General features: G+C 58.6%; 24 protein-coding genes. 12 read left to right on the forward strand and 12 right to left on the reverse strand.

Going from position 1 to position 23,024, the window contains the following annotated elements; translation table 11 throughout:
- Nucleotides 1-27: 27 nt before the first annotated feature.
- A complete protein-coding gene (locus AB7M26_RS14525; RefSeq protein WP_123497858.1) occupies nucleotides 28-849 on the reverse strand; it encodes an aldo/keto reductase in 822 nt (273 codons plus the stop codon).
- Nucleotides 850-979: 130 nt separating this feature from the next.
- Nucleotides 980-2,128: an aldose epimerase family protein gene (locus AB7M26_RS14530; protein ID WP_123497856.1), complete on the reverse strand. Its 1,149-nt coding sequence runs from the start codon at nucleotides 2,126-2,128 to the stop codon at nucleotides 980-982.
- Between the two features lie 248 nt (nucleotides 2,129-2,376).
- Between AB7M26_RS14530 and AB7M26_RS14535 the strand changes: the two genes are divergently transcribed.
- From AB7M26_RS14535 to AB7M26_RS14545, 3 genes are all read left to right on the forward strand, one after another.
- On the forward strand, nucleotides 2,377-3,126 hold the full coding sequence (locus AB7M26_RS14535; RefSeq protein WP_123497854.1) for a hypothetical protein: 750 nt from the start codon (nucleotides 2,377-2,379) through the stop codon (nucleotides 3,124-3,126).
- Between the two features lie 263 nt (nucleotides 3,127-3,389).
- Nucleotides 3,390-4,175, forward strand: a complete 786-nt coding sequence (locus AB7M26_RS14540; RefSeq protein WP_007901717.1) for a sulfite exporter TauE/SafE family protein — start codon at nucleotides 3,390-3,392, stop codon at nucleotides 4,173-4,175.
- Nucleotides 4,176-4,268: 93 nt separating this feature from the next.
- Entirely contained in the window at nucleotides 4,269-5,627 is a 1,359-nt protein-coding gene (locus AB7M26_RS14545; protein ID WP_123497852.1) for an erythromycin esterase family protein, read from the forward strand.
- 227 nt (nucleotides 5,628-5,854) lie between these two features.
- Here the strand turns inward: AB7M26_RS14545 and AB7M26_RS14550 are convergent, their stop codons facing one another.
- A complete protein-coding gene (locus AB7M26_RS14550; protein ID WP_123497850.1) occupies nucleotides 5,855-6,223 on the reverse strand; it encodes a VOC family protein in 369 nt (122 codons plus the stop codon).
- A gap of 176 nt (nucleotides 6,224-6,399) precedes the next feature.
- On the opposite strand from AB7M26_RS14550, the gene AB7M26_RS14555 reads away from it, so the two are divergent.
- A complete protein-coding gene (locus AB7M26_RS14555; RefSeq protein ID WP_123497848.1) occupies nucleotides 6,400-6,933 on the forward strand; it encodes a DUF4174 domain-containing protein in 534 nt (177 codons plus the stop codon).
- A 334-nt stretch (nucleotides 6,934-7,267) separates the two neighbouring features.
- On the opposite strand, the gene ampC is transcribed toward AB7M26_RS14555, so the two are convergent.
- Nucleotides 7,268-8,437 (reverse strand): class C beta-lactamase, encoded by a 1,170-nt coding sequence (gene ampC / locus AB7M26_RS14560; RefSeq protein WP_123497846.1) that lies wholly within the window; start codon nucleotides 8,435-8,437, stop codon nucleotides 7,268-7,270.
- Between the two features lie 156 nt (nucleotides 8,438-8,593).
- On the opposite strand from ampC, the gene AB7M26_RS14565 reads away from it, so the two are divergent.
- Complete coding sequence (locus AB7M26_RS14565) at nucleotides 8,594-9,466, forward strand: LysR family transcriptional regulator (RefSeq protein WP_123497844.1); 873 nt, start codon at nucleotides 8,594-8,596, stop codon at nucleotides 9,464-9,466.
- A gap of 124 nt (nucleotides 9,467-9,590) precedes the next feature.
- Here the strand turns inward: AB7M26_RS14565 and gudD are convergent, their stop codons facing one another.
- Together gudD and AB7M26_RS14575 are read right to left on the reverse strand one after the other, a co-directional pair.
- Nucleotides 9,591-10,934, reverse strand: coding sequence for a glucarate dehydratase (gudD, locus tag AB7M26_RS14570; protein WP_123497842.1), 1,344 nt, complete (start codon nucleotides 10,932-10,934; stop codon nucleotides 9,591-9,593).
- A gap of 23 nt (nucleotides 10,935-10,957) precedes the next feature.
- Nucleotides 10,958-12,304, reverse strand: coding sequence for an MFS transporter (locus AB7M26_RS14575; RefSeq protein WP_123497840.1), 1,347 nt, complete (start codon nucleotides 12,302-12,304; stop codon nucleotides 10,958-10,960).
- Between the two features lie 367 nt (nucleotides 12,305-12,671).
- Here AB7M26_RS14575 and AB7M26_RS14580 point away from each other — a divergent pair, with 367 nt between their 5' ends.
- On the forward strand, nucleotides 12,672-13,385 hold the full coding sequence (locus AB7M26_RS14580) for a FadR/GntR family transcriptional regulator (RefSeq protein ID WP_123497997.1): 714 nt from the start codon (nucleotides 12,672-12,674) through the stop codon (nucleotides 13,383-13,385).
- Nucleotides 13,386-13,477: 92 nt separating this feature from the next.
- Nucleotides 13,478-13,720, forward strand: a complete 243-nt coding sequence (locus tag AB7M26_RS14585) for a hypothetical protein (RefSeq protein ID WP_123497838.1) — start codon at nucleotides 13,478-13,480, stop codon at nucleotides 13,718-13,720.
- Between the two features lie 47 nt (nucleotides 13,721-13,767).
- Here the strand turns inward: AB7M26_RS14585 and AB7M26_RS14590 are convergent, their stop codons facing one another.
- Nucleotides 13,768-15,117: a heavy metal sensor histidine kinase gene (locus AB7M26_RS14590; protein ID WP_123497836.1), complete on the reverse strand. Its 1,350-nt coding sequence runs from the start codon at nucleotides 15,115-15,117 to the stop codon at nucleotides 13,768-13,770.
- Nucleotides 15,117-15,797: a heavy metal response regulator transcription factor gene (locus AB7M26_RS14595; RefSeq protein WP_008007114.1), complete on the reverse strand. Its 681-nt coding sequence runs from the start codon at nucleotides 15,795-15,797 to the stop codon at nucleotides 15,117-15,119. Before AB7M26_RS14595 ends, AB7M26_RS14590 begins: the two co-directional genes overlap by 1 nt.
- A 152-nt stretch (nucleotides 15,798-15,949) precedes the next feature.
- On the opposite strand from AB7M26_RS14595, the gene copI reads away from it, so the two are divergent.
- Nucleotides 15,950-16,486: a copper-resistant cuproprotein CopI gene (gene copI / locus AB7M26_RS14600; protein ID WP_123497834.1), complete on the forward strand. Its 537-nt coding sequence runs from the start codon at nucleotides 15,950-15,952 to the stop codon at nucleotides 16,484-16,486.
- 61 nt (nucleotides 16,487-16,547) lie between these two features.
- Nucleotides 16,548-17,378, forward strand: coding sequence for an NADPH-dependent 7-cyano-7-deazaguanine reductase QueF (gene queF, locus AB7M26_RS14605; RefSeq protein WP_123497832.1), 831 nt, complete (start codon nucleotides 16,548-16,550; stop codon nucleotides 17,376-17,378).
- 172 nt (nucleotides 17,379-17,550) lie between these two features.
- Here queF and AB7M26_RS14610 read toward each other — a convergent pair whose 3' ends face one another.
- Complete coding sequence (locus AB7M26_RS14610) at nucleotides 17,551-17,814, reverse strand: DUF4404 family protein (protein WP_123497830.1); 264 nt, start codon at nucleotides 17,812-17,814, stop codon at nucleotides 17,551-17,553.
- 109 nt (nucleotides 17,815-17,923) lie between these two features.
- Complete coding sequence (locus tag AB7M26_RS14615) at nucleotides 17,924-18,544, reverse strand: HAD family phosphatase (RefSeq protein ID WP_123497827.1); 621 nt, start codon at nucleotides 18,542-18,544, stop codon at nucleotides 17,924-17,926.
- Between the two features lie 201 nt (nucleotides 18,545-18,745).
- Here AB7M26_RS14615 and AB7M26_RS14620 point away from each other — a divergent pair, with 201 nt between their 5' ends.
- Nucleotides 18,746-19,435, forward strand: a complete 690-nt coding sequence (locus tag AB7M26_RS14620) for an MlaA family lipoprotein (RefSeq protein WP_008071107.1) — start codon at nucleotides 18,746-18,748, stop codon at nucleotides 19,433-19,435.
- A 72-nt stretch (nucleotides 19,436-19,507) separates the two neighbouring features.
- Here the strand turns inward: AB7M26_RS14620 and AB7M26_RS14625 are convergent, their stop codons facing one another.
- On the reverse strand, nucleotides 19,508-19,807 hold the full coding sequence (locus AB7M26_RS14625) for a PilZ domain-containing protein (protein ID WP_123497823.1): 300 nt from the start codon (nucleotides 19,805-19,807) through the stop codon (nucleotides 19,508-19,510).
- A 276-nt stretch (nucleotides 19,808-20,083) separates the two neighbouring features.
- Between AB7M26_RS14625 and rssB the strand changes: the two genes are divergently transcribed.
- Together rssB and rssC are read left to right on the forward strand one after the other, a co-directional pair.
- On the forward strand, nucleotides 20,084-21,265 hold the full coding sequence (gene rssB / locus AB7M26_RS14630) for a two-component system response regulator RssB (protein WP_008076016.1): 1,182 nt from the start codon (nucleotides 20,084-20,086) through the stop codon (nucleotides 21,263-21,265).
- Nucleotides 21,265-21,747, forward strand: a complete 483-nt coding sequence (gene rssC, locus AB7M26_RS14635; RefSeq protein ID WP_007897104.1) for an anti-sigma factor antagonist RssC — start codon at nucleotides 21,265-21,267, stop codon at nucleotides 21,745-21,747. The genes rssB and rssC overlap by 1 nt, the downstream gene beginning before the upstream one ends.
- A 243-nt stretch (nucleotides 21,748-21,990) precedes the next feature.
- On the opposite strand, the gene tal is transcribed toward rssC, so the two are convergent.
- Entirely contained in the window at nucleotides 21,991-22,917 is a 927-nt protein-coding gene (tal, locus tag AB7M26_RS14640; protein WP_123501423.1) for a transaldolase, read from the reverse strand.
- Nucleotides 22,918-23,024 lie beyond the last annotated feature (107 nt).

Genomic DNA, 23,024 nt, shown 5'->3' on the forward strand with positions numbered 1-23,024 from the left:
CGATGCCCTCTGACAAACCGCGATGGCTCAGACCATGGCCAACCGCTGCTTACGTTGTGGCGCGCGAAACGCTTGGTCCAGCGCCTCCAGATCCCCGACTTCAAGCCGCAACTGCGCCGCTTGTGCATTGAGCTGCACATGCTCGGGGCGGACCGCTTTGGGGATGGCGATCACGCCGTTCTGACGCAGAATCCATGCCAGCGCTACCTGCGCCGGTGTCGCCTCGTGACGGGCGGCAATCTGCTTGAGCGTCGAGTTGGCCAGCATGTGCCCGCCCTGGCCGATCGGACAATAGGCCATCACCGGCATCCGTTGGTGTTGGCTCCAGGGGAGCAAATCAAATTCGATGCCGCGTTCTTCCAGGTTATACAGCACCTGATTGGTGGCACAGGCCGGTGAGGCCAGTTCTTCCAGGTCGTCCAGGTCGAAATTGGACACGCCCCAACGGCCGATCTTGCCGTCTTCGCGCAGGCGTTCGAAGGCTTCGACGGTTTCCGCAAGGGGATAGTCGCCGCGCCAGTGCAACAGGTAGAGATCGATGTAATCGGTATTCAACCGCCGCAGGCTGCGCTCGCAGGCCTGGGGGATGCCTTTGCGGCTGGCGTTGAAGGGATAGACCTTGCTGACCAGAAAAACCTGGTCGCGAAGGCCTGCGATGGCTTCACCCACCACCTCTTCAGCGCCTCCTTCAGCGTACATTTCAGCGGTGTCGATCAGGGTCATGCCCAATTCGATGCCCAAGCGCAACGCTGCAACTTCCTTTGTGTGTCGGGAGCGTTCCTCTCCCATGCGCCAGGTTCCTTGGCCGATGACCGGCACTTGGCTGCCGGCCAGCTCAAGAGTACGCATGCATCCTCCTTTCGAAAGTCCGATCGATACTTCAGTTGGCAGCAAAATGGCCCGGTGGTTCCGTGGCGATCTCGAAAGATCGCAGCCTCTGTAGGAGCTGCCGAAGGCTGCGATCTTTTGATCTTCTGACCTACAGGGTAGAAAACTTATACACCGTAGTCTGGGTATAGCGCTTGCCCGGATCCAGCCGTGTGGACGGGAAGTTCGGCTGGTTCGGCGAATCCGGATAATGCTGAGTCTCCAGAGTAAACGCCCCCCAATGCGGATAAACCTTGCCAGCCTTGCCCTTGACCGTGCCATCAAGGAAGTTGCTGGTATAGAACTGCACGCCGGGCTCGGTAGTGTAGAGCTGCAACCGGCGGCCGGATTGCGGATCGCTGACATCGGCAGCGAGTTTGCCCAGATCACCCTTGGCGTCCAGCACCCAGTTGAAATCGAAACCGCCTTGTTTCGGTTCGGCGAATTTCAGTTGCGGGTGATCAGCCTTGATGTGTTGACCGATGGCGGTCGGTTGGGTGAAGTCCATGGGCGTGCCGGCGACCGGGGCCAGTTCACCGGTAGGGATCAGTTTGCCGGTGACCGGCGTGTAGCGGGTTGCATGCAAGGTCGCAAGCTGCTTCAGGACGTCGCCGTTGCCCGCGCCGGCCAGATTGAAATAACTGTGGTTGGTCAGGTTCAGCACGGTGGGTTGGTCGGTGCTGGCCTTGTATTCGATGCGTAGCTCATTGTTCTCGGTGAGGCTGTAGGTGACTTCAGTTTTCAGGTTGCCCGGGAAACCCATCTCACCGCCCGCCGACAGATACGTCAGGGTCACGCCCACCGATTCCTTGCCGTTGCTCGGTTCGGCTTTCCACACCCGTTTATCAAAACCCTGCGCCCCGCCGTGCAGTGAATTGCTGCCGTCGTTGAGTGGCACCTGATAGCGCTTGCCGTCCAGCTCGAAGGCACCGTTGGCCAGGCGATTGCCGAAGCGGCCAATGGTCGCGCCGAAGTACGCGGTGCCGCTTTGGTAACCCTGCACGTCGTCGAAGCCCAGCACCACATCGTCGAGCTTGCCGTTTTTGTCCGGCACTTTCAGCGACTGCAGAATCCCGCCGTAGGTAATGACCGTGGCTTGCAGGCCATGGCTGTTGCGCAAGATGTATTGCTCGACGGGCGTGCCGTCATTGGTTTTGCCGAAGGCTTTCTGTTCGCTGGACAAGCCAGCGGCGTGAGCGGGGAGGGTGGCGATCATCAGGGACAGTCCGAGGCCGGAGAGCAGGTATCGAGATTGAAGCATGGTTGACCTTCCTTTTTGTTGTTTTGTAAGAAGTAGTCATACTAATAATCGAGTTTTAACGATCAAGGAAGGATTTATAGCTTATCCATGCAGTGTTGCAATTATAAAGTATGACTAATAAGGAGCCGCTTTCACGGTGATCCGCGTTTACGGACCACCGGCACTGCACTTTTTCGGCTTTCGCGGTTCTATCCTTGGCCAGCCCGCGGCGATCCCCACCGCCGGCCCATGCCCAAGTTCAAGAACCCATGGCTCGAGTTTTACCCCGCTTTACCCCGCACATTCGCCGTTATTGCTGGCTGCTGACTGGCCTGTCGATGCTCTTCGCCAGTGGCTGCAGTCATCAGCCGGGCAACGATATTGTCAGCCAGTTTCGCAACGGCCAACCCCAGGAATTCCTCCAGACCAGCGTCGACCGCATGGCGACCCTGACGATGCGTGACAACCTCGAAAGCCTCTACCTGCTAATGAACAAGCTCTACCTGCGCAACCCGCAGGAGCTGAAGAAATCTGGATTCCTCGATGTCGGCACCGCGGAAAAACAAGTGCGCATGGCCATCGAACAGCAAGAGCCGCTACCCACTCTCGGCGGCAAAAAAGACCTCGCCGCGCTGAGCTACGCCATGAGCCCGGAATTTCTCGGCGACCGGGTCGGTGCCTTTATCTATGCCATCGGCAGCATGCTGGTCACCGCTCATGGCAATCGGCTGGAGTTCTACATGACGGATACGATCAATCCGACCTTCGTCAGTAATGCCGCGCGCAACATCGAAAAAGCCACCTGGATTTTGAGTCAGCGGCAAAACAAGCAAGGCGAGCCCTTGCTGTTTTCCAACGAAATTTCGGAGGAGGGCAGCAACCTGAGCTTTGCCGTGGAGTTCGGCAAAATCGTCGCACGGCTGGACCTGCTGACCCAGATGCTCGACGAACGCTACCGGCGGATCGGCCTCAACTATGCCCAGAGTTTGCTGTTCCTGAATTTTTTGCCGGTGCAGTAAAACGAGTGCTGAACCCAAACCCCCTGTGGGAGCGAGATTTTGTGGGAGCTGGCTTGCCTGCGATGCAGACGGCTCGGTTTAATGTCGAACCGAGTTGATGCCATCGCAGGCAAGCCAGCTCCCACAGGGGATTGTGTTGAGAGGGAGATCGTTGTTCCAATCAATAAATAGATATAAATATAGATCGCATCGATATAACTGGTTATAAGAAAAATCGCTATGCTGCGACCCGGTTATTCTCCTGCGATTCTCTGGGCGTATTAATGGAATTCGGTAATTTCGGGTTGGTCGTTGCAGGTCTGGTGGTCGGCTTTATTGTCGGCATGACCGGCGTCGGAGGCGGTTCGTTGATGACGCCGATTCTGCTGTGGTTCGGCGTCAACCCGGCGACGGCGGTGGGCACGGACTTGCTGTACGCGGCCATTACCAAATCCAGTGGTGTGCTGGTTCATCGCAAGAACAAGAACATCGACTGGGCGATCACCGGTTGGCTGACCCTCGGCAGTGTGCCGGCGGTGGCGCTGACGCTGTGGTTTTTGAGCAGCTTGCAGACCTCGCCCGATGCGATGAACGCTGTTATCAAACAAGCCCTGGGCTTCGTATTGTTCGCCACGGCGCTGGCCATTTTCTTCAAGAAACGCTTGCTCGATTTCGCCCACAAACGGGCTGGCGGCCACTACAACCCTAGCGGGCCCCGGTTGAATGCACTGACCGTCATCACCGGTCTGATCCTGGGTGCCATGGTGGCCCTGACCTCCATCGGCGCCGGCGCCTTGGGCACAGTAGCGCTGTTCATTCTGTACCCGATGCTCCCCACCCGCCGCCTGGTCGGCACCGAAATCGCTCACGCGGTGCCCCTGACTTTGGTCGCCGGCCTGGGCCATGCGAGCATGGGCAACATGGATTGGCATATTTTGGGCTACTTGCTGGTCGGTTCGCTGCCGGGGATTTACCTGGGCAGCCATTTGACCGGGCGTATCTCCGACGAACTGCTGCGTCCATGCCTGGCCACGATGCTGGTGCTGATCGGCTACAAGCTGGCGTTCTGATCCGGCACCGTATAGATCACTGAATTTAGCGGAATCATGCCCTCACTGGCGTAGTCAAAATGATGACCACGTTCAGATGAGGTCATGACGTCCATGAACAGCCCCGTAAACGATCTTCTGCGACGATTCAGCCGCCCTCGCGGCGAGCCACCCGGCAACGCGGCCGAGGTGCTACGCCGTCATGCCGAGCCGTTGCCTGCACTCGACTCACCTGAATTCGGCAAACTCTTCGACCGCTTTGGCGATGCCAGCGTGGTGCTGATCGGCGAAGCCAGCCACGGCACCCAGGATTTCTACCAGACCCGAGCGGCGATCACCCGCCGCCTGATCGAGCAGCATGGCTTCGGTATCGTCGCGGTCGAAGCCGACTGGCCCGATGCCGGCCAGATCGACCGATGTGTCCGCGACCTGGGCCGCTCTGCCTGGAAAAAACAGGCCTTCGCCCGATTCCCCACTTGGATGTGGCGCAATACCGCTGTGCAGACTTTCACCCGCTGGCTGCACCACCATAATCGCGGCTTGGCGCTTGAGCAGCGGGTGGAATTTCGGGGGCTGGATGTTTACAGCATGCGTCATTCCATCGACGAAGTGCTGGGCTATCTCGACAAGACCGATCCGCAGCTGGCAAAAGAGGCCCGCCATCGCTACAGCTGCCTGACGCCGTGGCATGACGACCCGGCGCTGTACGGTCATTTCGCTGAGCGGGGCAACATGGCCACGTGCGAGGACGCAGTGGTCGAGCAATTGAATGTGTTGCTGGGCGAACGGCTTGACCCGATGGTCGCCGACGACGAGGCGTTTTTCAGCGCCACCCAGAACGCCCGCGTGGTGCGGGCCGCCGAGCAGTATTACCGCGCCATGTACCGCGGCTCCACCGCCTCGTGGAACCTGCGTGACCTGCACATGTTCGACACCTTGCAAACCCTGATGGTGCATCGCGGGGCAGGCGCCAAAGCGGTGGTGTGGGCGCATAACTCACACATCGGCAACGCCGCCGCGACGCAAATGGGCTGGGAGGGGCAATTCAACATCGGCCAGTTGTGCCGCACGGCCTACGGCTCACAAGCAGTGCTGATCGGCATGGGCACCGACCACGGCACCGTCGCCGCCGCCGACGACTGGGATGAGCCGATGCAGGTCAAACAGGTGAACCCGGCATTGGCCGACAGCTGGGAACAACTGTTTCTCCAGGCCGGCATTCCCGCAGCGCTGCTCGACTGGCGGACGTCACCGAGCGAGGAATTGCTGGACGTACTGGCCGAGCCGTTACTTGAACGCGCCATCGGCGTCATCTATCGACCCAGGACCGAGCGCCAGAGCCATTACTTTCAGGCCGTACTGGCAGAGCAGTTCGACGCTTTTGTCTGGATCGAAAAAACCCACGCGGTCTCGCCATTGCCGGAGCCTGAGATCATGGAGCACGAGGAAGACACCTTTCCGTTCGGTATATGACCCGCTAATCACGGCAATGCTGTTCACTTAAGAGTCTTGAGTCGGTGAGTAACCTGTGGCGAGGGAGGCATGCTCGCGCTTGAGTGCGTAGCACTCACAAAATCGGCGATTGTTATCGGATTTTTGGGGCCGCTACGCAGCCCAACGCGAGCAAGCTCGCTCGCCACAAAGGTTGGCATGACTGAGAGTCGCGCTTAAGTGAACAGCATTGCGCTAATAACGGGCATCTATTCCCGGGTAAAAATCTCCAGCAGATGCCCGTCCGGGTCATCGAAATACACCCGACGGCCACCGCCGTACTCATTGATCTCGTACGGTCTCTGTTTGCCCGGATCGGCCCACCACGGCTGCTTGCGCGCTTGCAGGCGAGCGAACGCCGCATCGAAGTCTTCGTCGCCAATCAGAAACGCATAGTGTTGGGAGGCGATCGGCGGGTCGTTGTTATAGAAATCCAGCGACACTGCGTTATCGAATTTGACCACCAGCATCGGCCCGAACGGCTCGGCATCGGGCAGGCCGAGGAGGTCGGTCAGGTAGCGGGCCGACACCTGTTTGTCACGGCACCAGACGATGGTGTGGTTCAGCTGAGCGCTCATGGAAAAATCCTCACGGCGAATCAGGTGGTGCGAGTTGTGCTATGAGATTAGCTCAGGCTGTTGCGCAATGACCGCCCTGACCTAAGCTTGGGGCAAGGCGAACATAAATACGCCTCACCCGGAACGTTCGCCGCGATGCGCAATCATTAGAGCGTGGATATCAAAAGGAGATGCGCATGCTCATCAGGTCTTTGACCCTGGCTACTTTGCTGGCTTTCGTCGGCCCCTTGTTCGCCGCCGATGACGATTCCCCTCTGGTTAAAGACGTGGGCAGGGCCCGTCCCTTGATTGTCATCGCGCCCAGTTCGGTTGATCCCACCTGGGTCAGCCTGAAAAAATCGCTGGATGAACCCGCCAGCCGCAAGGGCTTCACCGAGCGAAACATGGTGCTGTACACCGTGATCAATACGATGGGGCAACGCGACGGCAAAGACCTCGACCCGCAAACGACAATGGCGTTGATCCGTTCGCTCAAGTTGGGCGCCGGGGCGAAGAGCAAAATTATCCTGGTCGGCAAGGACGGCGAAAAGAAGCTTGAGAAGGATGCGGTCGAGCTGAAAGAGATTTTCAGCACCATCGACGCGCTGCCAGCCGCCGAAAAGGAAGCGACAGTACCGGTGCCAGCGCCGGTGGCCGAGGTTGCACCGGCCAAAGGCGCAAAGGGCAAACCGGCGAAGCCCGCCAAACCGCCTGAGATGCCGGATGATTGAATTTCTGCTGGTAAGTTAAGACATTTGAGCGACGAAAATCCTGTGGGAGCGTGGCTTGCCCGCGAAGAATGCGCTGCGGTTTTTCAGGTACTGCGCGTCATTGTTCTTCGCGGGCAAGCCACGCTCCCACAGGATCTGCGTCTTGACCATTTTTCGTTTATCCCCCGAACGTCCGTAGCAGCTGCCGAGCCCACGAGGCTGCGTTCGGCCGCGAAGCGGTCGTCATCCGGTGAATGCCGTTTACCTGAAAGAACGCGGTGACAGACCTTGCGACTGCTTCGCAGCCGAACGCAGCCTCGCGGGCTCGGCAGCTGCTACGGCGCGTCACCCTCGGCTATTTGGTCAGCGCACTCAATATTTTGTGGGCGATTTTGATTCGCTCGGGGTTTGGGTAGTTTTTGTTGGCCAGGATCACGATCCCAATGTCCTTCGCCGGGACAAAGGCGACGTAGGCGCCAAAGCCGCCGGTTGAGCCGGTTTTGTTAATCAGTGCCGTGTTGTGTTGAGGTTGGGACGGGGTCAGCCACTGGACTTCATGAGCCTCAAACGCCATCTGCGACGAGTTGCCGGCCAACAATGTATCGAGTGTTACCGGGTAGTTGTAGAGTTCCCATCCCAACCCTTGAGTCATCTCGCCGACGGTGTAGTAACCGGTATGAGTGGTGGCGATGGCTTGCTGCAAGGGCTTTTCCAGCGAAACCGGATTCATGTTCGCTTCAACATAACGAAGCAGGTCCGAGGCACTGGTTTTCACGCCATACGCTTCAGAATCCAATGCGCCCGGGCCGACCCGCACAGGCTTGTCGTCCTTGTTGTAACCCTGGGCATAAAGCGCCATCCGATCCTGCGGCACCTTGAGGTAGCTGTGCTTGAGGCCGAGTTTCGGCAGCAAGGTTTTTTTCATCACCTTATCGAACGGCGCCCCCATGCTTTGCGCCGCCAGATAGCCGAACAACCCAAGGCTGGGGTTTGAATACAGGCGATGAGTGCCGGCGGCATAGGCCGGTTTCCACTGCTTGAAATAGCCGAGCATTTTGTCCTGATGGTCTGCATCGCTAGGGAATTGCAGGGGCAAACCACCGGCGGTGTAGGTGCCCAGTTGCAGCACGCTGATGCTGTCAAATGCGCTGCCACGTAATGTCGGTAGAACCTGACTGGCTTTGTCCGACAGGGCCAGTTTGCCTGTTGCCTGCGCGTAGGCGGCGAGGGTGGCAGTGAAGGTTTTGCTCACCGAACCGATCTCGAACAGGGTGTTGTTTGCTACCGGTTGCCCGGTTTCTTTCGACGCCACGCCGTAGTTAAAGTAATGCTGTTTTCCGTTGAGCGTTATGGCCACGGCCATGCCGGGAACGCTCTGGGCCTGCATGACCGGCCGGACGGCGTCGTTAACAATCGTCTCGATGGGTTGGTCCGTCCGGGCCGCGGCAACACAATGGCTGGCGCCGAATACCGCCACGCAAGCCGCGAGAATCTTCAATCTGGCCGCATTTATCTTGTTCGTCATTGTTTCAATTCCATTATTTTTCGTGGTGTTAACCGCTACACTCCGAGCGGTTTTTCAAGCCGGTCCGTTGTTGGGCGAGCCAAATCTATGCAGTTTGGCGAATGCCCACAAACGACGATAATTCGGATGAGTCATTAGAAAATTTTGGGAGTGGGCATGATTCGACCTCATCTGCCGCTGAATGCGCTACGCGCCTTCGAGGCTTCGGCACGCCATCTGAGTTTTACACGGGCGGCGGTGGAGTTGTGTGTCACGCAGGCGGCGGTGAGTCATCAGGTCAAAAGCCTTGAAGCCCAGCTTAATGTGACCTTGTTCAAGCGCCTGCCTCGAGGCCTGATGCTGACCAACGAAGGTGAAACCCTGCTGCCGGTGTTGCGCGACTCTTTCGACCGGATCGCCGAAACCCTTGAGCGTTTCGAGGGCGGGCATTTTCGCGAGGTGTTGACAGTGGGGGCGGTGGGGACGTTTGCAGTCGGATGGCTGTTACCGCGGCTGGCGGATTTTCAGACGAAACATCCGTTTATCGATTTGCGTCTTTCGACCAACAATAACCGGGTGGACGTGGCCGCTGAAGGGCTGGATTACGCCATTCGCTTTGGCGCAGGGGCGTGGCATGGGATCGAAGCGGTACGGTTGATCGAGGCGCCGCTGTCGGTGCTCTGCGTTCCCGAGATTGCGCGACAATTGCACACGCCGGCCGATCTGTTGCAGCAAACGTTGTTGCGCTCCTATCGCACGGATGAGTGGCCGGACTGGTTTCAGGCTGCCGGGCTCTCAATCCATGCGGCACCGCCGAGAAGCATCGTCTTCGATTCCTCGCTGGCGATGATGGAAGCGGCGTTGCAAGGAGCGGGCGTAGCATTGGCGCCGCCCTTGATGTTCTCTCGACAACTGGCGGCGGGTGCAATCGAGCAACCGTTCGACATCGGGATCACTACGGGCAGCTACTGGCTGACCCGCTTGCAGTCGCGCCCTGAAACGTCGGCGATGGCCGCGTTCAAGGACTGGCTGCTGCAAGCTTCGCTTTAATACAAAACCCTGTGGGAGCGGGCTTGCTCGCGAAGGGGTCATCACATTCAACACTAATGTTGACTGACACCCCCCCCTTCGCGAGCAAGCCCGCTCCCACAGGGATCACGGCGCTTTCAGAAGCCTACCGCACCAGACACGGCCGCTTGTTATCGTATTTCCACCCCGGAATCAGAAACTGCATCGCCACGCTGTCATCCCGCGCGCCCAGTCCCATGCCTTTGTACAGCTCATGGGCCTTGGCCAGTTGATCCATGTCCAGCTCAACCCCCAGGCCAGGTTTTTTCGACACCTGCACGCAGCCGTCGACGATTTGCAGCGGCGCTTTGGTCAGACGTTGGCCGTCCTGCCAGATCCAGTGGGTGTCGATGGCCGTGATCTCACCCGGCGCAGCCGCCGCGACGTGGGTGAACATCGCCAGTGAAATATCGAAGTGGTTGTTGGAATGCGAACCCCAGGTCAGGCCCCATTCGTGGCACATCTGCGCGACTCGAACCGAGCCTTGCATCGTCCAGAAGTGCGGGTCGGCCAAAGGAATATCTACTGACTGCAACTGGATCGCATGGCCCATTTCCCGCCAGTCGGTGGCGATCATGTTGGTCGCGGTTTTCAGGCCCGTGGCACGACGGAATTCGGCCATGACTTCGCGGCCGGAGTAACCGTTTTCCGCACCGCACGGGTCTTCGGCGTAAGCGAGAACGTGATGCTGATCCCGGCACAGGCGGATCGCTTCTTTGAGCGACCAGGCGCCATTCGGATCAAGGGTGATGCGCGCATCGGGAAAGCGTTCGGCGAGGGCGGTGACCGCTTCGATTTCATCGTCGCCACTCAACACGCCGCCCTTGAGTTTGAAGTCCTTGAAGCCATAGCGGGCGTGGGCGGCTTTCGCCAGGCGCACCACGGCGTCGGCGCTCATGGCTTTTTCGTGACGCACACGGAACCAGTCGTTGTCGGCGTCCGGTTCGCTGCGGTAGGCCAGATCGGTTTCGTTGCGATCACCGACATAAAACAGGTAACCGAGCATCTTCACTTCGTCGCGCTGCTGGCCTTCGCCGAGCAGGGCCGCGACCGGTACGTCCAAATGCTGGCCGAGCAAGTCGAGCAGGGCGGCTTCAAGGCCAGTGACCGCGTGAATGGTGATGCGCAGGTCGAAGGTTTGCAGGCCGCGACCGCCGGCATCGCGATCGGCAAAGGTCTGGCGTACTTGATTGAGGATCTTCTGGTAAGTGCCGATCGGGCTGCCGACTACCAGTGCGCGCGCATCTTCCAGCGTCTGACGAATACGTTCGCCACCCGGCACTTCTCCGACGCCAGTGTGACCGGCGTTGTCCTTGAGGATCACGATGTTGCGGGTGAAAAACGGGCCGTGGGCGCCACTCAGATTGAGCAGCATGCCATCGTGGCCGGCCACGGGAACAACCTGCATGCTGGTGATGATCGGGGCTTTTGCGGCTTCTTGTGGAGTCATTTTTTTGTCCTTACAACCAATGTTCAGGCGTGATTAGGTGCTGGTTTGCCCAGGGCAACCACAGGTGCAGGTTTCGGTTTATTGCGCGCGGCGAAAACGATGATCGCGGCGATGATCGAGGTGGCGGCCAGGCCGTACAGCCCGCCCTGAATCGAACCGGTGTGTTGTTCCAGCAGACCGAAGGTGGTCGGCGCAACGAAGCCACCGAGGTTGCCCACCGAGTTGATGAGTGCAATCACACCCGCAGCAATCCGTGCATCCAGGTACGCCTGGGGAATTGGCCAGAACAGCGACGATGCTGATTTGAAACCCAGCGCGGCGAAGCAGATGGCGACGAAGGCGAAGATCGGCCCGCCGGTGGTGGACATGAACATCCCGGCGGCAGCGATCAGCAGCGCAGCGGCGACCCAGGCTTGCTGGTGTTTCCATTTGGCCGACAGCGTGGCGAAGGCGTACATGCCGACGATCGACAGCAACCACGGAATCGAGTTGAACAACCCGACCTGGATGTCGCTCAGGTCGCCCATCTTCTTGATGATGCTCGGCAACCAGAAGGTCGCGGCGTAGATGGTCAGCTGGATGAAGAAATAGATCAGGCAGAACAGGATGATCTGACGATCCTTGAGCAGCGTGCCCAGCGACGGCTTGATCGGCGTCGCGGCTTCGCGGGCCAGTTGTTCGTCATCGATGGCTTTGACCAGCGCGTCCTGCTCAGGAAGGGTCAGCCATTTGGCGTCGTGGGGCTTGGAGTCCAGCCAGAACCAGACGAACACGCACAGCCCGACCGAGAACATCCCTTCAATGAAGTACATCCATTGCCAGCCGTGCATGCCCAAACCACTGATTTGCAGCAGCAGCCCGGACAGCGGGCCGGAGATCAGCGACGCAATGGCCGAACCGCTGAGAAAGATCGCAATCGCCTTGCCGCGTTCGACGCCAGGCAACCAGCGGGTGAAGTAATAAATCACCCCGGGGAAGAAACCGGCTTCGGCCACACCGAGCAAAAACCGCAGAATGTAGAAGTGGGTTTCGTTCTGGATGAACGCCATGCAGGAGGCCACCAGGCCCCAGGTCAGCATGATGCGCGTCAGCCAGATTCGTGCACCGACTTTTTGCAGGAGGATGTTGGAAGGGACTTCAAACAGCGCGTAACCGATGAAGAACAGACCGGCGCCGAAGCCGTAGGCGGCAGCGCCAATGCCCAGGTCATGCTCCATGTGGGCGCGGACGAAGCCGATGTTCACACGGTCGATGTAGTTGACGATGAACATGATCACGAACAGCGGCAGAACGTGGCGTTTCACTTTCGAGATGGCGGACTTCAGGACCGAATCGGCGCCCTCGGTCATCCCGGATATGGATGTATTCACTGCTTTTTCTCCCACTCGTTATTTTTATGCGGGGTGTGGCTGGATGTTGCGTTGTTGATAGACATCATACAACTAGGTTTTTTTGTTCTACAAGTACTGTCACTCAACAAAATGGTGCTAGGCGGAAGGTTTTTTATTCGTTTTATGGGTTCGTGCGGCGTATTTGTTGGGTTGTACCCCGGATTTCTTCAGTCGATAATTTCTCTTTGTCGCGGCGCAGCGCTTCGGTGCGATGGGGTAAATCGTCTTTTTGTACAGTGAATATTGAGTGTTGTCATACAAGTTAGGCGGCGTTTTATTGAGATTCCCGTCATCGAAAAGCGCGCACGGTGATACGATCCGGATACCCGCTTTTCGGATGATCACCATGCAAGAAGACATCGACGCACCTGCCCGCAAGCGTGCCCATAACCTGGCCCATGATCTGGTGAGCAAACTGACCCAGAGCATCCTGCTCGGTCAGATGGTGCCGGGGGACAAGCTGCCGTCGGAGAACTCGATTGTTCAGGAGCATGGCGTCAGTCGCACGGTGGTGCGCGAAGCGATCTCGAAGTTGCAGGCTTCGGGGCTGGTGGAAACCCGTCACGGCATCGGCACTTTTGTTCTGGAGCGAGCACCGGATCAGGGGCTGCGTCTGAATGTCGATACGGCGCTGGGCGTGCGCAGTATTCTGGAGTTGCGCATGGGCCTGGAAACCCAGGCTGCGGCGCTGGCAGCGGTTCGTCGCACAGACAGGCAGTTGGCGCAGATGCGTGAAGCGCTGGATGACTATCAAAGCCTGTTGGCCAACAACGACAGTTGCGTCGAGGCAGACAAACGCTTTCATCTGCTGATCGCCGAAGCCACCGGCAACGCGTGTTTCACCGAGATCATGCAGCACCTGGGCAGCGCCATGATCCCCCGGACCCGCGTCAATGCCGCCGAGCGCGGGTCGGCGGATTTGAGCAAGCTGGGGCACCTCGCCAACCTCGAACACGAGGCGATTCTAAACGCCATCAAACGCCAGGATCCGGATGCGGCGCGGGCGGCAATGTGGTTACACCTGACTAACAGCCGCGACCGCTTTTCGGCTGATCGGTAGTCGCCGTTGGTCTCCTCGATAGCACCCCTTTTGCAGGTTCGCTTCCAACCTGTACGGCCCAGATTCGCTGGACCTCATCAGTGAGGTGCGTCATGGCTAACGATCAAATCCTTCAAGGTGGAACTTCCGATAACGACCCTGTCAGACCCATTCCCGATATGGACGATCCGTCGATGGATCACGACGCGCCACCCGGCATGGACCCATCACGAGATCCGGCCGATACGGACGTCGATCGTCCTGAAGACTGGAGGGACCCAGCCCTGGACCCGGCTCTGGATGACGATATTCCAGCGCCGGATGAAGAAACGCCATTGTCCGACGACAGGCGATAAACGAAACCCGGCCGATGGGCCGGGTATTTTGTGGGCACTGGTTGGCCTCAATCCCCCTTCGGCAACTCAATCACAAACCGCGTCCATCCCTTATCCGATTCGCAACGAATCTGCCCGCCATGGGCGCGGATGATTGACTGGGTGATGGCCAATCCCAGCCCCGCATGCTCACTGCTGCCTTCACGGCGCGCCGGGTCTGCCCGGTAGAAGCGGTCAAACAAACGCGGCAACAAGTCTTCAGAAATCACTTCTCCGCTGTTTTCAACCGTCAGGCTCAGGCCTGTAGGCTGCTCAACAATCTTCACCCGAACCTCGCCACCGCCCGGGGTAAACCGCAGTGCATTGTCCAGCAGATTGGACAGCGCCCGACGCAACATGCTGCGGTCGCCCTGCATGCGCGCGGTGCCGTCACGACTCAATTTCACCTGAGCGTCCTCGGCCAGCGGCGCAAAAAACTCCAGCAGCACATCGGCTTCTTCCGCCAGTTCCAGCGCTTCGCGCTTGGGCATCAGCAAGCCGTGGTCAGCCTTGGCCAGGTACAACATGTCATTGACCAGTTGCGCCATCCATTGCAGTTCTTCGAGATTGCTGTGCAGTGCTTCGCGGTAATCCTCGATGGGGCGAGGGCGGGTGAGAGTGACCTGGGTGTGGGTCAGCAGGTTCGACAGCGGTGTGCGCAGTTCATGGGCGATGTCGGCGGAAAACGCCGAGAGCCGCTGAAAAGAGTCGTCGAGGCGTCCGAGCATGGCGTTGAAACTGTAAGCCAGTTCCTCGAGCTCTGGCGGCATGTCTGCTTCTGGCAGGCGAGCGTTGAGCGATTGTGCCGACACGCCGCTGGCGACCGCACTCATGCGCCGCAACGGGCGCAAACCGCTGCGTGCGGCCCAGGCTCCGAGCAGAGCAGTGGCCAGCGCCGACAAACTGACCGTCAGCCAAATCAGATGCTGCATGCGCTGCAGAAAATGTTGGTGATGGGTGATGTCCAGCAACAAGGTCAGTTGCGGTGAATCGGGTTTGTCGGGGAACAGCGGTGCATTCAGGACGCGGTAGTCAGTGCCGTCATCGCTCACCGTCGATAGGCCCAATTGGCGCGGCAAGTCCTTGGGTAAACGCGCCGAGCTGTCGTACAGGCGTTGGCCGTCACTGCCAATGATGCGCAGGGAAAGATCGGCTTGTCGGCTCAATTCATCGGCCAGTCGGGTCTCGCTTTCGCTGGACGGAATGTCATCCAGCGCCCGGCGCAAGCCAATCAGTTTGCCGTCGAGCAACTGCTGGTCCAGTTCGACAAAATGCGCCTCGCTCGCGCGGCTGAACAACACCCCGGCGAACAACGACACCACGGCAGTGCAAGCTGCGAATAGCAGCGCCAGACGATTGCTTAGTGAGAGTCGGCGCATCAGGCAGGGCGCTCTTCAAGGACGTAGCCCATGCCGCGCACGGTGTGGATCAACTTGTTCGGGAAGTCATCGTCGATCTTCAGGCGCAAACGGCGGATCGCCACTTCGATCACATTGGTGTCGCTGTCGAAATTCATGTCCCACACCTGGGAAGCGATCAGCGACTTGGGCAGAACTTCACCCTGACGTCGCAGGAGCATTTCCAGCAGGGCGAATTCCTTGGCGGTCAGGTCGATGCGCTGACCGTTGCGTTCGACCCGGCGACGAATCAGGTCCAGGCGCAAGTCGGCCAGTTGCAGGCTGGTTTCCTGAGGCGTGGCGCTGCCGCGACGCAGCAGACTGCGAACCCGCGCCAGCAGTTCGGAGAAGGCGAACGGTTTGACCAGATAGTCGTCGGCACCCAGTTCCAGGCCGTGAACCCTGTCCTCCACAGCGTCTCGCGCTGTAAGAAACAGTACTGGTGTGTCGAGGCCTGCGCCGCGCACTGCTTGCAGAATCTGCCAACCATCGCGACCGGGCAGCATCACATCGAGGATCAACAAGGCGTAATCGCCGCTCAACGCCAGTTGCTGGCCGGTGCTGCCATCGGCCACCAGTTCGGTGGTGAAACCGGCCTCGGTCAGGCCCTGACGCAGGTAATGGCCAGTTTTCGGTTGATCTTCGACAATCAGCAGTTTCATGGGCGACTCGGGCAGTTGGAACGGTGCGTTATACCGTGGGCGGCGGCGATACAGGCCAACCTGACAAAGTTGTAATCTGCCTGTCAGGTGGCTGGCAGAGCCCGCGGGTTAAGTTTCCCACAAGCTGAACCTCATCTTGTTGGAGTGCGACTATGTTTTTTCACAATCGTCTGGTACTGACCGCTTGCTTGCTGACTCTGAGCTTGGGACTGGAGGCTTCACCGGCGCATTCCTACGACTTCGGTCAACCGGCGGCAGCGACCAAGGCTACCCGTAGCGTCGAAGTGGTGATGGGCGATATGTCCTTCACTTCCAAGGCGATTGATATCAAGGCTGGAGAAACCGTGCGTTTTGTACTGGTGAATAAAGGCCAGTTACTGCACGAATTCAACCTCGGCGACGCAGCGATGCATGCCCGGCACCAGCAGGAAATGCTCCAGATGCAGCAAAGCGGCATGCTGATGCCTACAGGCATGAAGACCATGGATCACGGCTCCATGGCCACAATGGACCATTCCTCCAAAGGGCATGGGATGAAACACGATGATCCGAACAGTGTGCTGGTGGAGCCGGGCAAAACCGCCGAGCTGACCTGGACCTTCACCAAGGCCACCAACCTGGAATTTGCCTGCAATATCCCCGGTCACTATCAGGCCGGTATGGTCGGCAAACTGACAGTCAGTCAGTAAGCACTCAAAGGCGGGAGCAAAGGCTGGTAGAATCCGCTGATTCTTCAGTCAGGTTTCCGCCATGCATCCCGCAGCCGAACATTCGCCGCTGGGCAAGTCCAGCGAATACATCGCCACCTACACGCCGTCCCTGCTGTTCCCGATCCCGCGCACCGCGAAATGGGCCGAGCTGGGCCTGACGGCTGAAACCCTGCCGTACAAGGGTGTGGACTTCTGGAACTGCTTCGAACTGTCCTGGCTGTTGCCGTCCGGCAAACCCGTGGTGGCGATTGGCGAATTCAGCATTCCGGCGGATTCGCCGAACATCATCGAATCGAAGTCGTTCAAGCTGTACCTCAACTCCCTGAACCAAACAGCGTTTGCCGACACCGCAAGCCTTGAAGCGACGCTGGCAAAAGACCTTTCGGCCGCCGCCGGCAAACCGGTGGGCGTGCGGATTCGCAGCCTGAAAGATGTTGAGGCGGAAGGCGTCGTGGCGTTGCCGGGTGTGTGTATCGATGACCTGGATATCAGCGTCAGCAACTACGAGCATCCGCGTCCGGAACTGCTGCGGTGCAATGAGTCGCTCATTATTGAAGAGTGCGTACACAGCCATTTGCTCAAATCCAACTGCCCGGTCACCAGTCAACCGGATTGGGGCAGCGTAGCGGTGGAGTATCGCGGCGCGGCGCTGGACCATGCGAGTTTGCTGGAATACATCGTGAGCTTCCGTCAGCACTCGGACTTCCATGAGCAGTGTGTGGAGCGGATTTTCCTCGACCTGCAACGGTTGCTCAAGCCAGAGAAACTGACGGTGTATGCGCGGTATGTGCGTCGTGGCGGGCTGGACATCAACCCGTATCGCAGCACGGAAGAAGTGCAATTGCCGAACCATCGGCTGGTTCGTCAGTAAAGAACCAAGGTGGGAGCAAGCCTGCTCGCGATGAGTCCAGCACATTCAACATTGATGTTGACGGACACTCAGCCATCGCGAGCAGGCTCGTTCCCACAGGGGATTGCATTTGCAAATCCGGATATGAAAAAGCCCCGCTATCGATAGCAGGGCTTTTTTGTATCTGGCGGGTTCAGATCCCCATGTTGCCCAACGCTTGCACGATGTTGCGCAAGGTGCCGGCAAGGGTCGGGTGTTCGAGTTCGAAGCGCTCGACGGCCAGGTTCACATTGTCGGCGAGGTTGGTGTCCTGGGTTTTGGTTTCCAGCTCAAGTTCCAGTTCGATCTGTTGCATCAGCGCGTGCAGGTCAGCGCGCTCGGCTTCGGTAAGCGGTGGATTCTGTTCCAATTGCTCGCGCAGTTTGTTGAGCTGTTCTTGCAGTTCGCGGGCAGGCATGGCGTTCTTCCTTTTATCGATAGGCACTGGCATAGACCGCAGCGGCGCGCCAAAGGTCTACGGCTGACCTTTAGATTAATCCACTCCCGGGCAAACTGCATGATCTCGATCAGGGCTTCTCGCCCTTGAGCCGGCGCAGGCTGATATCGGCCAGGCAGGTGTCGAGTTCGCCCAGATGATCGATTACCGAATGCACGCCCAGGCCGAACAACTGCATTGTCGCCTTGCCGCGCAGGTGTTCCCGTTCCTTTTGGCTCAAGGCCTGCCATTCGCTTGGAGCCAGCCCGCACAGCGAGCCGCAGGACGCCAGGCCAATGGTCCACAACCCGGCATTCAGGCCCGATTGCAGGAGTCGCGGTTCGCCGCTGACCAGCACACAACCGTCCAGACGTTCGACATTCAACGCCATCAAGGCTTGCCAACAGGCGTTCGGGGCTGGCCATGGATTGATTGTTGCCAGGTGTTGCGAAGGTTTGATCCATTCCGGGAGTGCCCCGGCCAGAGAGTGGCTGAGGGCGGGGGGCAGTTCATCGAGCCAGGCGCAAGGAATCTGTTGGCGCTGCAAGCTGGACAGGCTGTCCAGAGCGCCAAGCGTGACTTCGGCATGCTCGGTAGTCAGTGTGCCGCCTTGGCGAGTACGTGCGCCGAAATCCACCAGGCATCCGCTGAGGCCGAACAGTACCGCGGTCAGGCTGGGGGCGATGAGAGGCGTGGTTTCGGCGCGTGGCATATCAACATCCTTGAAATAGTAACAAGGCTATTCGTGGACGGTGACAGTTGAGTGACACTGATGTGAATCGCTTCCAGCCAGGAGAATCATCCAGGGGCCGTCGCGCACGATGCTGCCTAAACCGGGTTTTCCGTCATATACTAGCGGCCTTTGCGCCTGGGCCAAGCCCCCCGCGCCAGTACGAATCCAAGGAGTTTCTCTATGCGCTGGAGCAATCAGCTCGCTCAGCTTTGTATGTGTGCCAGTGTATTGCTGGTTCCGTTCGCGGCCCAGGCGGCCACGGAAGAAGACCCTTGGGAAAGCATTAACCGCCCGATCTACAAGTTCAACGATTTTGTCGACACTTACGCACTGAAGCCATTGGCTCAGGGCTATCAATTCGTCACGCCGCAGTTTCTGGAAGATGGCATCCACAACATGTTTCGCAACGTCGGCGACGTGACCAACCTCGCCAACGACGTGTTGCAAGCCAAGCCCGCTGCGGCAGGCGTCGACACCGCGCGTTTGATCTTCAACACCACCTTCGGCCTGCTGGGCTTCTTCGACGTGGGTACCCAGATGGGCCTGCATCGCAATGATGAAGACTTCGGCCAGACCCTCGGTTACTGGGGCGTGGGCAGCGGTCCGTACCTGATGTTGCCGCTCATGGGGCCAAGCACCTTGCGTGATGCGCCTTCCAAGTATGTCGACGGCTATACCGGCCCGTACCGCTACATCCACGACGTGCCGGTGCGTAATTCGATCTTCGGCCTGAACATCGTCGACACCCGCGCCAACCTGCTGTCGGCCGAGAAGCTGGTCAGCGGCGACAAATACACCTTTATTCGCAATGCGTACCTGCAAAACCGCGAATTCAAGGTCAAGGACGGCCAGGTCGAAGACGATTTTTAATCTCGACCGGTAAAACGAAGAAGGCGGCCATGTGGCCGCCTTCTTTCGTTTGGCTTGCGGGTAAATTCGGGGCTATTTCATTTTCAGGATTGTAAGCCCGAGTTTCTGATTGGAACCGTCCTGTGTTTTCACCCACACCACTTCGGTATCGGCCTCAAGGCCTTTGAGCGCAGCATGATCGGAATCAATCCGCACGCTGAGATGGTCACCGACCTTGAATAAGCGGGGCGCCTCAACTTGCATGCCACTGCTGGAAAGGTCGATGCAGACGGCTGGCACCTCGTCGCCTTCATGAATCAGCGCCACATCGGCATCGACCCGCATGCGGATGAAATCGCGCTTTTCGCTGTAGTCCCGATCAGTTTGGCTCATGGGCTCGATCCTTCCTTTGGGTTACGGTTTTGCCTGTTCTTATAACTCCCGGTGATTTGACAAGTAAAGACGTCAAGCGACCATCGGCGTGAGCTTGAAACGCCTCGCGGATGGGAGTACCGTCTGCGCCTTAGAAGGGCACCTTTGGTGTACCTGTAAGTAGGGCTAACACTCGAAAACGGTGCGGCAGAGAGGCTAGAAAGCGAATCCAGTAGTGTGTGCGGGGGTCAATGCCCAGCCTGCTACGCCAACCTAATTCTGGCGCCGTTTGCCCACATGCCAAAAACCAGTGCCACGCTGCTGATAATCGATGATGACGAAGTAGTGCGCGCGAGCCTCGCGGCCTACTTGGAAGACAGTGGTTTCAGTGTCCTGCAGGCCAGCAACGGCCAGCAGGGTCTTCAGGTATTCGAGCAAGACAAGCCCGACTTGGTCATCTGCGATCTGCGTATGCCGCAGATGGGCGGACTCGAACTCATTCGCCAGGTCACTGAGCTGTCGCCGCAAACCCCGGTGATCGTGGTGTCGGGCGCGGGCGTGATGAACGACGCGGTCGAGGCCCTGCGCCTGGGCGCTGCGGACTATCTGATCAAGCCTCTTGAAGATCTGGCCGTGCTCGAGCACTCCGTGCGCCGGGCCCTGGATCGTGCGCGCCTGCTGCTGGAAAACCAGCGCTATCGCGAGAAGCTGGAAAAGGCCAATCGCGAGCTCGAAGCCAGCCTGAACCTGCTCCAGGAAGACCAGAACGCCGGTCGCCAGGTGCAGATGAACATGCTGCCAGTCAGCCCCTGGAGCATCAACGAGTTCCAGTTCGCGCACCAGATCATTCCGTCGTTGTACCTGTCGGGCGATTTCGTCGACTACTTTCGGGTCGATGAGCGTCGGGTCGCGTTTTACCTGGCGGACGTTTCCGGCCATGGCGCCTCTTCAGCCTTCGTTACCGTGCTGCTGAAGTTCATGACCACGCGCTTGCTGTTCGAATCCAAGCGCAACGGCACATTGCCGGAGTTCAAGCCTTCAGAGGTTCTTGGTCATATCAACCGGGGCCTGATCAGTTGTAAGCTGGGTAAACACGTCACAATGGTCGGTGGAGTCATCGACGAGGAGACCGGTTTGTTGACCTATAGCATCGGCGGTCATCTGCCGTTGCCTGTGTTGTACACGCCAGACAGTGTTCGTTACCTGGAAGGGCGCGGTCTGCCGGTGGGCCTCTTCAATGAAGCCACCTACGAAGACCACGTACTGGAATTGCCGCCAGTGTTCAGCCTGACGCTGATGTCTGATGGCATTTTGGACCTTTTGCCAGAACCCACACTCAAAGATAAAGAAGCTGCTTTGCCTCAACGGGTGAAGGCAGCGGGCGGCAGCCTGGATGGTCTGCGCCAGGTTTTTGGATTGGCCACGCTAGGGGAGATGCCGGATGATATCGCCCTGTTGGTGTTGAGCAGGAATCTTTAATGAGTACCGGTAGAATCCAGTTCGCCGAGCAGGATGGCACCTTCGTCCTGAAGTTCGTCGGTGAAGTTCGCCTGACCCTGTGTTCGGCGTTGGATGCGACTATTGAGCGGATCTTCACCGCGTTGAATTTCAACGCCATCGTGATCGATCTGACCGAAACCCGCAGCATCGACAGCACCACCCTGGGCCTGCTGGCCAAACTGTCGATCCTGTCGCGGCAAAAGGTTGGCCTGCTGCCGACCGTCGTCACCACCCATGAAGACATCACCCGTCTGCTGCAGTCCATGGGCTTTGAGCAGGTGTTCAACATCGTTGACCGCCCGATCCCATGCCCTGAATGTCTGACCGACCTGCCAGACCAGGATCAGTCCGAAGAAGTGGTGCGCGTCAAAGTCCTCGAAGCGCACAAAATCCTCATGGGCCTGAACGACTCCAACCGTGAGGCGTTCCATGACCTGGTGAATGCGCTGGAGCGGCATTGATCCTTTGAAGTGATGGAGGGCCGCTCTGGCCCCATCGCGAGCAGACTCGCTCCCATCTAATTCTTCGTTAAATACGCGATCTCAGCCATACCATAAACCCTGTGGGAGCGGGCTTGCCCGCGAAGGCGTCCGCACACCCGCCACGGCCACCAGCGCGAAGCCAACCCAATCCCCACTACCAAACACGCACAAAAAAGGGCGAACCCGCTAAGGTTCGCCCTTTTTGCACAGCTTCGAACTAGATCACAGCTTGGCCTGCAACAGCGCCTCAAGCTTCTCCTGATCCCGAGCAAACTGACGAATCCCCTCAGCCAGCTTCTCGGTCGCCATCGCATCCTCGTTGGACAACCAACGGAACTGCGCTTCATTCAGGCTCAGACGCGCCTCGCCAGCATGCCCCGGCGCCAATTTGCGCTCCAGCTTGCCAGTATCCGTCGCCAGCTTCTCCAGCAGATCCGGGCTGATGGTCAACCGATCACAACCGGCCAACTGCTCGATCTGATTCAGATTACGGAAGCTCGCGCCCATCACCACAGTCTTGTAGTCATTGGCCTTGTAGTAGTTGTAGATACGCGTCACCGACTGCACGCCCGGATCATCCGCGCCGGTGTAGTCGTTGCCGGTGGCCTTCTTGTACCAGTCGTAGATACGGCCAACGAACGGCGAAATCAGGAAAACCCCGGCATCGGCACAAGCGGCAGCCTGAGCGAAGGAGAACAGCAAGGTCAGGTTGGTCTGGATGCCTTCCTTTTCCAGCTTCTCGGCAGCGCGGATACCTTCCCAGGTCGAAGCGATCTTGATCAGCACACGGTCACGGCCAACGCCGGCCTTGTCGTACAGGTCGATCAGACGGTGCGCACGCTTCAATACGGCGTCAGTGTCGAACGACAGGCGCGCATCCACCTCAGTGGAAATACGGCCCGGTACAACCTTCAGAATCTCTTGCCCTACCGCAACGCCAAAACGGTCACTGGCCAAGCCCACATCGCCCTTGCAGTCATGAACGCACGCGTTCAGCAACTCGGCATAAGCGGGAATGGCCGCCGCTTTGAGCAGCAGGGAAGGGTTGGTGGTAGCGTCCACCGGTTTAACGCGAGCGATTGCTTCGAAGTCGCCGGTGTCGGCAACCACGGTGGTCATTTGTTTGAGTTGTTCCAGCTTGGAAGTCATGAGCGTGCTCTGTCCTATGGGTCTAATGACATTACCCGAGCGCTTGCAGCCACTCAAGGGCGCGTACGTGTATCGATGGCCCCAGCGGCAACATCCTGAAAACGGAT

It is taken from the genome of Pseudomonas sp. F-14 TE3482 (genome assembly GCF_053629455.1).

What these genes read in the sequence shown, in the direction of transcription:
- AB7M26_RS14525 (WP_123497858.1), bottom strand. Translation starts at nt 849, where the DNA reads ATGCGTACTCTTGAGCTGGCCGGCAGCCAAGTGCCGGTCATCGGCCAA.
- AB7M26_RS14530 (WP_123497856.1), bottom strand. Translation starts at nt 2,128, where the DNA reads ATGCTTCAATCTCGATACCTGCTCTCCGGCCTCGGACTGTCCCTGATG.
- AB7M26_RS14535 (WP_123497854.1), top strand. Translation starts at nt 2,377, where the DNA reads ATGGCTCGAGTTTTACCCCGCTTTACCCCGCACATTCGCCGTTATTGC.
- AB7M26_RS14540 (WP_007901717.1), top strand. Translation starts at nt 3,390, where the DNA reads ATGGAATTCGGTAATTTCGGGTTGGTCGTTGCAGGTCTGGTGGTCGGC.
- AB7M26_RS14545 (WP_123497852.1), top strand. Translation starts at nt 4,269, where the DNA reads ATGAACAGCCCCGTAAACGATCTTCTGCGACGATTCAGCCGCCCTCGC.
- AB7M26_RS14550 (WP_123497850.1), bottom strand. Translation starts at nt 6,223, where the DNA reads ATGAGCGCTCAGCTGAACCACACCATCGTCTGGTGCCGTGACAAACAG.
- AB7M26_RS14555 (WP_123497848.1), top strand. Translation starts at nt 6,400, where the DNA reads ATGCTCATCAGGTCTTTGACCCTGGCTACTTTGCTGGCTTTCGTCGGC.
- ampC (WP_123497846.1), bottom strand. Translation starts at nt 8,437, where the DNA reads ATGACGAACAAGATAAATGCGGCCAGATTGAAGATTCTCGCGGCTTGC.
- AB7M26_RS14565 (WP_123497844.1), top strand. Translation starts at nt 8,594, where the DNA reads ATGATTCGACCTCATCTGCCGCTGAATGCGCTACGCGCCTTCGAGGCT.
- gudD (WP_123497842.1), bottom strand. Translation starts at nt 10,934, where the DNA reads ATGACTCCACAAGAAGCCGCAAAAGCCCCGATCATCACCAGCATGCAG.
- AB7M26_RS14580 (WP_123497997.1), top strand. Translation starts at nt 12,672, where the DNA reads ATGCAAGAAGACATCGACGCACCTGCCCGCAAGCGTGCCCATAACCTG.
- AB7M26_RS14585 (WP_123497838.1), top strand. Translation starts at nt 13,478, where the DNA reads ATGGCTAACGATCAAATCCTTCAAGGTGGAACTTCCGATAACGACCCT.
- AB7M26_RS14590 (WP_123497836.1), bottom strand. Translation starts at nt 15,117, where the DNA reads ATGCGCCGACTCTCACTAAGCAATCGTCTGGCGCTGCTATTCGCAGCT.
- AB7M26_RS14595 (WP_008007114.1), bottom strand. Translation starts at nt 15,797, where the DNA reads ATGAAACTGCTGATTGTCGAAGATCAACCGAAAACTGGCCATTACCTG.
- copI (WP_123497834.1), top strand. Translation starts at nt 15,950, where the DNA reads ATGTTTTTTCACAATCGTCTGGTACTGACCGCTTGCTTGCTGACTCTG.
- queF (WP_123497832.1), top strand. Translation starts at nt 16,548, where the DNA reads ATGCATCCCGCAGCCGAACATTCGCCGCTGGGCAAGTCCAGCGAATAC.
- AB7M26_RS14610 (WP_123497830.1), bottom strand. Translation starts at nt 17,814, where the DNA reads ATGCCTGCCCGCGAACTGCAAGAACAGCTCAACAAACTGCGCGAGCAA.
- AB7M26_RS14615 (WP_123497827.1), bottom strand. Translation starts at nt 18,544, where the DNA reads ATGCCACGCGCCGAAACCACGCCTCTCATCGCCCCCAGCCTGACCGCG.
- AB7M26_RS14620 (WP_008071107.1), top strand. Translation starts at nt 18,746, where the DNA reads ATGCGCTGGAGCAATCAGCTCGCTCAGCTTTGTATGTGTGCCAGTGTA.
- AB7M26_RS14625 (WP_123497823.1), bottom strand. Translation starts at nt 19,807, where the DNA reads ATGAGCCAAACTGATCGGGACTACAGCGAAAAGCGCGATTTCATCCGC.
- rssB (WP_008076016.1), top strand. Translation starts at nt 20,084, where the DNA reads ATGCCAAAAACCAGTGCCACGCTGCTGATAATCGATGATGACGAAGTA.
- rssC (WP_007897104.1), top strand. Translation starts at nt 21,265, where the DNA reads ATGAGTACCGGTAGAATCCAGTTCGCCGAGCAGGATGGCACCTTCGTC.
- tal (WP_123501423.1), bottom strand. Translation starts at nt 22,917, where the DNA reads ATGACTTCCAAGCTGGAACAACTCAAACAAATGACCACCGTGGTTGCC.